7 protein-coding genes and 1 pseudogene are annotated in these 8,801 nt (G+C 68.5%); 1 reads left to right on the top strand and 7 read right to left on the bottom strand.

Features of this window, described 5'->3' with window-relative positions:
• Window positions 1–162: 162 nt before the first annotated feature.
• The 4 genes from ACTOWY_RS40945 to ACTOWY_RS40930 all read right to left on the bottom strand — a co-directional run bounded on the left by ACTOWY_RS40945 (window position 163) and on the right by ACTOWY_RS40930 (window position 4,637).
• Entirely contained in the window at window positions 163–1,233 is a 1,071-nt protein-coding gene (locus ACTOWY_RS40945) for a 2-oxoacid:ferredoxin oxidoreductase subunit beta (RefSeq protein ID WP_441314977.1), read from the bottom strand.
• A complete protein-coding gene (locus ACTOWY_RS40940; protein ID WP_441314976.1) occupies window positions 1,230–3,110 on the bottom strand; it encodes a 2-oxoacid:acceptor oxidoreductase subunit alpha in 1,881 nt (626 codons plus the stop codon). Before ACTOWY_RS40940 ends, ACTOWY_RS40945 begins: the two co-directional genes overlap by 4 nt.
• Before the next feature lie 251 nt (window positions 3,111–3,361).
• Entirely contained in the window at window positions 3,362–4,123 is a 762-nt protein-coding gene (locus ACTOWY_RS40935) for an enoyl-CoA hydratase (RefSeq protein WP_441314975.1), read from the bottom strand.
• Window positions 4,124–4,184: 61 nt separating this feature from the next.
• Complete coding sequence (locus tag ACTOWY_RS40930; protein ID WP_185000538.1) at window positions 4,185–4,637, bottom strand: Lrp/AsnC family transcriptional regulator; 453 nt, start codon at window positions 4,635–4,637, stop codon at window positions 4,185–4,187.
• A gap of 74 nt (window positions 4,638–4,711) precedes the next feature.
• On the opposite strand from ACTOWY_RS40930, the gene ddaH reads away from it, so the two are divergent.
• The gene (gene ddaH, locus ACTOWY_RS40925; RefSeq protein WP_441314974.1) at window positions 4,712–5,596 is read left to right on the top strand and encodes a dimethylargininase; all 885 of its coding nucleotides are present in this window, start codon (window positions 4,712–4,714) and stop codon (window positions 5,594–5,596) included.
• 207 nt (window positions 5,597–5,803) lie between these two features.
• Here ddaH and ACTOWY_RS40920 read toward each other — a convergent pair whose 3' ends face one another.
• From ACTOWY_RS40920 to ACTOWY_RS40910, 3 genes and pseudogenes are all read right to left on the bottom strand, one after another.
• On the bottom strand, window positions 5,804–7,231 hold the full coding sequence (locus ACTOWY_RS40920) for a tyrosine-type recombinase/integrase (protein ID WP_441314973.1): 1,428 nt from the start codon (window positions 7,229–7,231) through the stop codon (window positions 5,804–5,806).
• Window positions 7,228–7,434 carry a helix-turn-helix transcriptional regulator gene (locus ACTOWY_RS40915; protein ID WP_441314972.1) on the bottom strand — a complete coding sequence of 69 codons (207 nt, stop codon included), beginning with the start codon at window positions 7,432–7,434 and terminating at the stop codon, window positions 7,228–7,230. Before ACTOWY_RS40915 ends, ACTOWY_RS40920 begins: the two co-directional genes overlap by 4 nt.
• Window positions 7,415–8,769, bottom strand: a pseudogene (locus ACTOWY_RS40910) (replication initiator). Before ACTOWY_RS40910 ends, ACTOWY_RS40915 begins: the two are co-directional and overlap by 20 nt.
• Window positions 8,770–8,801 lie beyond the last annotated feature (32 nt).

The raw sequence follows: 8,801 nt of genomic DNA, 5'->3' as shown, positions 1-8,801 counted from the left end.
CACGTCGCTCAGGAACTCAACGGCCGTCCACGCAAAACGCTCGGCTGGGCCACCCCAGCCGAGCGTCTGCGTGATCTACTCACCGCCTAAACCACAGCGGTGTTGCAACGACCCCTTGAAACCGCCGTTCCCCGGGGCCTTTCTCGTTGCTACGTCAGGACATCAGGCCAGTACGGTCCAGGTGTCCTTGCCGCGGAGCAGACCCGCCAGGTCGGGGGTCTTGCCCTGCTTGGCCTGCTCCACCTGGGCGCGGGCCTGGTCGTCGTAGGTCGGGCGGGGCACCGAGCGGAACACACCGGTGACGGTGTAGTCCAGGTTCTGCCCGCCCAGCCGGGACAGCGCGAAGGCGTAGCTGGGGTCCTGCAGGGTCGCGTCGTGCACCACGAGCGCGTCCTCGCCGACCTCGTCCACCTTGCGCACCACGAACGAGCCGTGCTGGCCCTCCCGGATCACGCCGTACTCCTGCTCGGCGCCGAACCGGATCGGCTTGCCGTGCTCCAGTGGCACGATCCGCCGTTCCTTCTCGCCCGGCTCCTTGAGCACGTCGAAGGCGCCGTCGTTGAAGATCGGGCAGTTCTGGTAGATCTCCACCAGCGCGCTGCCCCGGTGCGCGGCGGCCTGCCGCAGCACGTCGGTCAGCCCGGCCCGGTCGGAGTCCAGCGCCCGGCCCACGAAGCTCGTCTCCGCGCCCAGCGCCAGCGAGATCGGGTTGAACGGGTGATCGAGGGAACCCATCGGGGTCGACTTGGTCACCTTGCCGATCTCGGAGGTCGGCGAGTACTGGCCCTTGGTGAGCCCGTAGATCCGGTTGTTGAACAGCAGGATCTTCAGGTTCACGTTGCGGCGCAGGGCGTGGATGAGGTGGTTGCCGCCGATGGAGAGCGCGTCGCCGTCTCCGGTGACCACCCACACCGACAGGTCCGGCCGCGACACCGAGAGCCCGGTGGCGATGGCGGGCGCCCGCCCGTGGATGGAGTGCACCCCGTAGGTGTTCATGTAGTACGGGAAACGCGAGGAGCAGCCGATGCCGGAGACGAAGACGATGTTCTCCCGCTTGAGCCCCAGCTCCGGCAGGAAGCTCTGCATCGCGTTCAGGATGATGTAGTCACCACATCCCGGACACCAGCGCACTTCCTGGTCGGATTTGAAGACCTTGGCGGTCTGCTTCTCATCCGTCGTCGGAACACCGTCCAGGCCGCCGATGATCGGCAACCCGATGTCGACCGCGGTCATGCCTTGACCCCCTGGATGATCTCGATGAACACGTCCTGGAGTTCCTCGGCCTTGAACGGGGTACCCGCGACCTTGGTGTGGCTGATCGCGTCCACCAGGTATTTGGCCCGCAACAACAACGCGAGCTGGCCGAGATTCATTTCCGGGACGAGCACCTTGCTGTAGCTGCCCAGCACCTCACCCAGGTTGTTCGGGAACGGGTTCAGGTGCCGCAGATGGGCGTGCGCGACCTTGAGGCCCAGCCTGCGCACCCGGCGCGCGGCGGCGCCGATCGGTCCGAAGGTGGAGCCCCAGCCGACCACGAGCACCTCGGCGTCGCCGGTCGGGTCGTCCACCACGAGGTCCGGCACGTCCACGCCGTCGATCTTGGCCTGGCGCAGGCGGACCATCTTGTCGTGGTTGTCCGGGTCGTAGGAGATGTTCCCCTTGCCGTCGCCCTTCTCCAGCCCGCCGATCCGGTGTTCCAGTCCCGGCGTGCCCGGCACGGCCCACGGACGGGCCAGGGTCTCCGGGTCGCGCAGGTAGGGCCAGAACTCACCGGAGCCATCGGGTGCGTTCGGCTCGGTGGCGAAGCTGACCCGCAGGTCGGGCAGGGTGTTGACATCGGGGATGAGCCACGGCTCGGATCCGTTGGCGATGTAGCCGTCGGAGAGCAGCAGCACCGGGGTGCGGTACTTCAGCGCGATCCGGACGGCGTCCACGGCCATCTGGAAGCAGTCCGCGGGTGTGGCCGGGGCCAGCACCGGGACCGGGGCCTCGCCGTTGCGGCCGAACATGGCCTGCAACAGGTCGGCCTGTTCGGTCTTGGTGGGCAGCCCGGTGGACGGGCCGCCCCGCTGCACGTCGATGATCAGCAGCGGCAGCTCGGTCATCACCGCGAGGCCGATGGTCTCCGATTTCAGCGCGATGCCGGGGCCGGAGGTGGTGGTCACGCCCAGCGCGCCACCGTAGGCCGCGCCCAGCGCCGCGCCGATGCCGGCGATCTCGTCCTCGGCCTGGAAGGTGGTGATGCTGAAGTGCTTGTGCCGGGACAGTTCGTGCAGGATGTCCGAGGCAGGCGTGATCGGGTAGGTGCCGAGGAAGACGGGCAGCTCGGAGCGCTGACCGGCGGCCACGATCCCGTAGGCCAGCGCGGTGTTGCCGGTGATCTGCCGGTAGGTGCCCTCGGCCAGCTTGGCCGGGGCGACCTGGTAGGTCACCGCGAACGCCTCGGTGGTCTCGCCGTAGTTCCAGCCGGTGCGGAAGGCCAGCACGTTGGCCTCGGCGATGTCGGGCTTCTTGGCGAACTTCTCCCGCAGGAAGCGTTCGGTGCCCTCGGTCGGCCGGTGGTACATCCAGGACAGCAGCCCCAGCGCGAACATGTTCTTCGCGCGCTCGGCGTCCTTCTTCGACAGCCCGGTGGCTTCCAGCGCACCGCGGGTCAGGGTGGCCATGGCCACCTTGTGCACCGCGTACGGCTCCAGCGAGCCGTCCTCCAGGGGGTCGGCGGCGTAGCCGACCTTGCTGAGGTTGCGCTTGTTGAACTCATCGGTGTTGACGATGAGGATGCCGCCGTGTGGCAGGTCCTCGATGTTGGCCTTCAGTGCCGCGGGGTTCATCGCGACCAGGACGTCCGGCCGGTCGCCCGGGGTGAGGATGTCGTAGTCGGCGAAGTGCAGCTGGAAGCTGGACACCCCGGGCAGGGTTCCTGCGGGCGCCCTGATCTCGGCGGGGAAGTTGGGCAGCGTGGCCAGGTCGTTGCCGAAGGCCGCCGCCTCCGACGTGAACCGGTCGCCGGTCAGCTGCATACCGTCACCGGAGTCGCCGGCGAACCTGATGACCACTCGGTCGAGCTTGCGGACCTCCGCGGTCTCGTGGCCCGGGGTGCTCACACTCATGGGCTCGCGATCCCTCTCTCACCTCACGCGCCTGATCGGCCGCTACTGACGCCGATGCTCCCCCAGCGAGGGTAGTCCGGGTCAGGGACCGTCTGCGTCGGGGAACTCACGGTTCGGATTTGCTGGAACTGCCTTGACAACCGCATACACACGGTAAGGCTGCCCTTGCTGTGCTTTTCCCGAGGAGACGCAGGTCACACCCGGCATCCCAGCCAGTGCTACCGCGGGGAGCGGTTACTCGACGGTAACACTCACTTCCCGCTGATCCGGGCCTTCATCGCGGCCAGACGTTCGGCGAAGGCCGGGCTGTTCATCGAAATGAGCTGGGAGACCAGCTCGACCTCGACCGCCTCGGCGTGCTCGGTCACCGCCGCGGTGCGGCGCATGGACTGCTTGGTGGCCAGCACGAGTTCGCGCGGCGCCCCGGCAGAAGCGGCGGCCAGCTCTACCGCCGCGTCCACCACATCTGCCGGTTCGCCGGGTGTCCGTGCCCACACCAGACCGGCCTTCTCGGCCGCCTCGGCGTCCAGGATCTGGCCGAACAGGGCCATTGCCCGCGCGGTCTGCGGGCCGGCGATGCGGTCCAGCATCCAGGTCATGCCGCCGCCGGGGTGGATGCCCAGCTGCAGGAAGCGGGCGTCGAAGCGGGCCAGCGGGCCTGCCAGGCGCACATCGCAGGCCAGAGCGAGGTTCAGCCCGGCGCCCACCGCGGCCCCGTTGACCGCGGCGATGGTCGGCAGCGCGCAGTTGGCCACCGCGAGGAAACCGGCGTAGATGGTGCGCAGCCCGGCCTCGCGGGATTCGCCGAGCGCGGTCAGGTCGGCGCCCGCGCAGAAGGCGGGCGGGGCGCCGGTGACCACCACGGCGTTCACCTCGCCGTTGTGCTCGCAGGCGGTGATCGCCTCGGCCAGGCGGGTGGAGATGGCCGGGGTCAGGGCGTTGCGGCGGTCGGGCGCGTTGACCGTGATGATCGCCACCCGGCCACGCTGCTCCAGGAGCACCTCAGCTGACATGGCCGTGATCCTGCCGTATTGAGGTGGCGAAGTGCCGATCCGGGCGGTGATTTCCGCCTCTTCAGCGAGGCGGTTCCGGCGCGGGCGGGCGCTCCAGCAGGGTCGAGAGGATGACCGTGGAGACGGTGCGGTCGACGAAGTCCAGTGCGCGCAGCCGTTCCAGCGCGGTCTCCAGGTGGTGGATGTCGCCTGCCCGCAGGTGCACGATCGCGTCGGCCGAGCCGGAGACGGTGTAGGCGGCCACCACCTCGGGCAGGGATTCCAGTCCGGCGCGGATCTTGCCGGGAGTCACGTTGCCCTGCCCGTGCACCTCCACGAAGGCCTCGGTGCCCCAGCCGAGCGCCTCCGGGTCGACCACCGCCGTGAAGCCACGTAACACGCCCGTATCCAGCAATTTGTCCACCCGGCGCTTCACCGCGGGGGCGGAGAGACCGACGCTGGAACCGATCTCCGCGTAGCTGGATCGGGCGTTGGCGACCAGGCACGAAATGATTCGATGGTCGATGGTGTCCATGCGCAACATTCTGCCCCAATCCGGGCGCGATGCGGTGTTGAACGAACGTCAGGTGGCCATTTACATTTCGAATCATGTCCTCCGCTCTCGACGTCTCGCCCGCCGCCTCGGTGGAGACCTCCGCGATCGCCGCCCCGGCGGTGCGCACGCCGACTCGTCGTCGTTACCTGATGTGCCCGCCGCGTTACTTCACGGTGGAGTACTCGATCAACCCCTGGATGGACCCCAGCCAGCCGGTCAGCGCGGACCGGGCGCTGGAGCAGTGGACTGCGCTCAAAACCAGCTATGAGTCCCTCGGCCACCAGGTCGAGGTGATCGAACCCGCCCCCGGCCTGCCGGACATGGTCTTCGCGGCCAACTCCGGCACCGTGGTCGACGGCCGGGTGCTGGGCGCCCGCTTCCGCGCACCCCAGCGCGCGGAGGAGGCCGAGCACTTCCGCCAGTGGTTCCTGGCGCACGGCTACCGCGACGTGGTCATGCCCACCAGCGTCAACGAGGCCGAGGGCGACTTCGCCTGGACCGGCCGCCTGCTGCTGGCGGGCACCGGCTTCCGCACCGACCCCGGCGCGCACGCCGAGGCCCAGGAGGTGCTCGGCGTCCCGGTGATCTCCCTGCAGCTGGTCGACCCGCGCTACTACCACCTGGACACCGCGCTCGCGGTGCTCGACGACCGCCCGGAACAGGGCCTGGTCGTCTACTACCCGGAGGCCTTCTCCACCGGCTCCCAGCAGGTCCTGCGCTGGCTGTTCCCGGACGCGGTGCTGGCCACCGCCGAGGACGCGGCCTGCCTCGGCCTCAACGGCGTCTCCGACGGCCGCAACGTCATCCTGCCCACCGAGGCCACCGCACTGGGCGAACGCCTGGCGCTGCGCGGATTCCACCCCGTCTACGTGGACATCTCCGAACTGCGCAAGTCCGGCGGCGGCCCCAAGTGCTGCACGATGGAACTTCGCGGCTGATCAACCCTTTTCCGAGGCCGCAGGTCAGAGCCTTGAAGCCTGCCTGAGCTGCTAAAACCGGCACCGTGGACGAGTGTGTGGAGGCCCGCCTTCTGCCTCTGTCTGCGGCCGTCTGCCCCCGTCCACGGAACATGCACGGAACAGCGAAGGCCCCCGGCAAGATCACTCGCCGGGGGCCTCACCTACTAGTCTACCTGCCCAAATTCCCTAGAACGCAGGTCCGAGGAAGGACCCGATCCGCGTGTTGGACGCGTCCTTGTTCCCGTCGATCACCTTCCAGTAGGTCTTCATCAGGACCTCAACGCTGTGCCCGGCGCGCTGAGCTACCTCAGCGACCGGCACACCAGCGACCAGCCACGTGGACACTGCCGCGTGACGGAGGTCGTACGGGTCACCGGCTAGCGGTGACGCTGTCTGCTCAGGGGTGAGGGCGATCTTGCGCGCCCGCTTCCAGGTGTGGGTGTAGACCGTGGCGTTGATCGGGCCGCCGCTCTCTTTCCCCCGGAACAGCCGCCCGTCCGGCGTGGTGCCGAACTCGGCGAGATGATCGCGGAAGGCACGCACGAGCTGAGGGGGGATCGGCACCGATCGGGTGTCTCCCTCGGCCCGGCGCTTCAGATCCCGCGCCTCCCATAGCTCGCCGCTATCGGTGTACCGCGCATTCGAGCGGGAAGCCGACTTCTCCAGCGTGACGGTGCCCCACTGACCGGACTCCTCCCACTGATCAGCGTCCGCGTTCCAGACCTGGTCCGGCAGGCTGAGATCCTGCTCGCGGATGCGGTTGACTTCAGAGGGCCGGAAGCCTCCGAAGTACATGGCCGCGAAGAAGGCGTACAGGTACTGGTTCTGCCCGTAGCGGCCTACGTAGGTGACTGCGGCGAGAAGCTGAGCCGCCTGCCGGGGGTTCACCACCACCCGAGGATCGACCTCTGCGTTTCCCCGCGTGAGCGCGATCTTGCTACCCGTGACTGGGTTGCTGGCTAGCTCCTTGAGGTCTACCCCATGCTGCATTACGTGGTGGAACACTCCGCGGCGGGTTCGCGTCGTCCACGCTGCGGCTGGACGCCCGTTCAGGTTGCGGCCGAGTGCGGTGAGGACCTTCCCGAGTTCGGCCTTGTCGTCCAACTCCTTGACCGGCCGCGAGTGCTTAACCAGCCACTCCGCCACCTGATCCTCTTCAGCCGTGCGCGGCCTTTCCCGCTGGTTCTTCGGCAACAGGAGGGTCGTCAGCACTCGGCGGACAGTCCTTGGGTCCGGGGCGTGCTTGTCCGGGCGCACGAACGCAGCGACTGGGACGGCCAAGGTGTCGACGTGCCGCTTCCGCGTGTTCGGGGCTGCGGTGTCCCACTCGTGATCGATGTACTCCTGGGCCAGCTTCAGCAAGGACCGGGCGGTGAGCTTCCGGTACTCGGACTGCGGAAGCCCGGTCCGGGTGTCGAACGGCTCCCCGTTCTCGGCTGCCGCAATGAGCTGGCTCCGACGGCGGTCAGCGAGCTTGAACGTCTTGTACCACTCGGAGTGCTCCTCACCTGCCGTAATCCAGCGGACCCCCCACGGCTTCGGCCGCCGCTTCTGCCCAGGCCGCGGCTTGATCTCCTTGAGCGCCCAGACGTTGACCTTGTACGTGGGGTTCATGCCGCCTCGCTCTGGAGCGACTTCAGCCAGGTCAGGAAGTCCTCACCCAGGATGCGAAGCGAACCGTTGGGCAGCTTGCGTACCACCGGGGCGGCCCCCGGTACCTGCCGCCACTTGTAGAAGGTGTCCCGGGAGATCCCCAGACGCCGACAGAAGGTCAGGACGTCCATCAGCTCATGCGGGTCAACTGAGCGCTGTTCCATTGTTCGCCCCTTTCTGCTGGCGGGTGGTTTTGATGCGTTCGGCGATTCCTGCCGCGAGTTCGCGTTCGGCTTCGGTTCGGTGGCCGACCGCGAGGAAGTTCCAGTGATTGACCACCGTCACCTGGTCCTCGGTGACGCCGAGCTGGGTCAGGGCTTCGGTGCGGCGGTAGTGCCGCTGGGTGCCGCGGATTTCCTTGAACGTGGTGGAGTACCGGCGCGACTTGGTCAGGAAGTGGCCGCGGAAGCCGAGCATGTGCGCCCAGCGCCGCAGGTTCAGCCCGTCATAGACCTGGTAGCCGCCCAGTTCCCACGCGGTTTCGATCATCCGCCGGTGGTGCGGGGAGATGCCGGTCAGGTTGGCAATGGCCAGTTCGGAGTGGATCTGGCGGTCTACGGTGTCGGTGGCCCCGGTGGACTTGGTGGCGTACTTGGCGATGTATCCGGCGAGCCGGGCTTCGCTGATCAGCCCGTCGCCGTCCTCGAAGTCACCGGCCGAGGCCGCCTGGATCGTGCGGGTGTCCAGCTGTGCGCCCCAGACCAGCGGGAGCACGCGCCCGCAGGGACGGCAGGTCTCGACCCGGACCGAGGCCGCCGCCGCGTGGATCGCGGTGGTGAGCAGTTCGGCGCTGGCCCACGCCGGGGCCGGGTCGGTAGGCCCGTCAGGGCCGTCCAGGCGGATGACCGCGTGGAAGTGGACCAGGCCGCGCCGCTGGTACTCGGCGACCTTGGCGTAGGAGAGCCGGGCGTGGTCACCGAAGCGGGAGACCGGGATGCCGGCATTCGTGGCGAGCTTGCGCCGCAACGCGATGGTGAAGCGGTGCCACAGCTTCCCGGCGTGGTTGTTCCACAGCACCGCCGCCTCGTAGTCGTAGGCGGCCGGGTCGACCGCCGTGCCGAGGCGGGGGTCATCGGGGTGGTGGAACCCGCCGCAGGAGCAGCGGAGGGTCTTGCCCGAGCGCGCCGGGCGGGCGGTGTGGACCGCGCCGAAGGAGGGGCGGTCAGGGTCGCGAACACCCGGGGGCGGTCGGTGACCGTGGCCGGGATGTCCTTGCTGGTGTCTCCGGTGAGTCCGGCGCGTACCAGGTGGAAGGCGTCGGCGGCGTAGCGGTCGGCGCAGGGCTGGCACAGTGCGGCGCGGCGGGTGCCGCAGGGGATGAGGATGTGCCCGGAGCGTTCGGCGAGGGTGGCGCCGGTGGTGTTGTGGGTGACGTTCCAGCGGCCGGAGAGGTGGATCGGGTGGGCACAGCCACCGGCAGCGATCACGTTGGCGCGCCACTGGTTCCAGTCCGGAGCCTGGACACGTGCGGCAATGCGGTCATCGAGAGTGAACGTCATCGTGGGAAAACCCCCGTACGGTTCAGGGGCAC

The sequence above is a fragment of the Crossiella sp. CA198 genome (genome assembly GCF_052078295.1).
GTDB lineage: Bacteria > Actinomycetota > Actinomycetes > Mycobacteriales > Pseudonocardiaceae > Crossiella.
The sequence above is the reverse complement of the archived record's forward strand: the minus strand, read 5'-3'. Positions and strand labels throughout refer to the sequence as shown.

Coding starts and splice junctions, on each gene's coding strand:
- ACTOWY_RS40945 (WP_441314977.1), bottom strand. CDS start 1,233: ATGACCGCGGTCGACATCGGGTTGCCGATCATCGGCGGCCTGGACGGT.
- ACTOWY_RS40940 (WP_441314976.1), bottom strand. CDS start 3,110: ATGAGTGTGAGCACCCCGGGCCACGAGACCGCGGAGGTCCGCAAGCTC.
- ACTOWY_RS40935 (WP_441314975.1), bottom strand. CDS start 4,123: ATGTCAGCTGAGGTGCTCCTGGAGCAGCGTGGCCGGGTGGCGATCATC.
- ACTOWY_RS40930 (WP_185000538.1), bottom strand. CDS start 4,637: ATGGACACCATCGACCATCGAATCATTTCGTGCCTGGTCGCCAACGCC.
- ddaH (WP_441314974.1), top strand. CDS start 4,712: ATGTCCTCCGCTCTCGACGTCTCGCCCGCCGCCTCGGTGGAGACCTCC.
- ACTOWY_RS40920 (WP_441314973.1), bottom strand. CDS start 7,231: ATGAACCCCACGTACAAGGTCAACGTCTGGGCGCTCAAGGAGATCAAG.
- ACTOWY_RS40915 (WP_441314972.1), bottom strand. CDS start 7,434: ATGGAACAGCGCTCAGTTGACCCGCATGAGCTGATGGACGTCCTGACC.